This window comes from Roseateles sp. P5_E1, from assembly GCF_054049335.1.
This window is the reverse complement of sequence record NZ_JBFUMN010000536.1, coordinates 1-503: the sequence shown is the minus strand read 5'-3', so window position 1 is coordinate 503 and position 503 is coordinate 1. Positions and strand designations below refer to the sequence as shown.

Annotated in this window: 1 protein-coding gene; it reads left to right on the top strand. The window is 60.8% G+C overall.

Annotated elements, in window-relative coordinates:
- Positions 1–150: 150 nt before the first annotated feature.
- The coding region (locus ACXJKJ_RS32510; RefSeq protein WP_457395892.1) for a hypothetical protein at positions 151–503 on the top strand (353 nt) is incomplete at its 3' end.

Below are 503 nucleotides of genomic sequence, written 5' to 3'. Positions count from 1 at the left end.
GCCTGGGCAAACCGGCTGGCGTATCGACAAGTCGGGGGCCATGGAGATCAACGGCATGACGCCAGATGGCTACCGGGTACGCATGGTCAACACCGGCTTGTACCTCTACTACCCGAACGGCAATCTCGCCATCGAGCTTGGAGCATTGGCATGACACAAGTGGGGCTTCGCGTGCGCAGCCCTTCGGGCTACGTGGAGACGACAGTAACCACCAAGCTGACCAAGACGATTGGCCGGTACGCGATACCGCTGTTCGACGCGGTCAGCAGTGGAAGCGGATCCGGGCGGCGCTACACCGCGCCGGCCGCAGCAAACGGGGGGCTGACCATCGATGCGTTCCAGGGTGGTCAGCCCTTCTTCTATTTCCTGGCGAACGGGCAGAAAAGCATGTGGGGCCTGCTGCTGCCTTCAGTAACCGTCACGTCCAATTCAATCTCCTGGAATTGGTCAGATGCCGCGGTGAACCAACACGTTCGGGCTGAACTGTTCGATGCATCCACCGC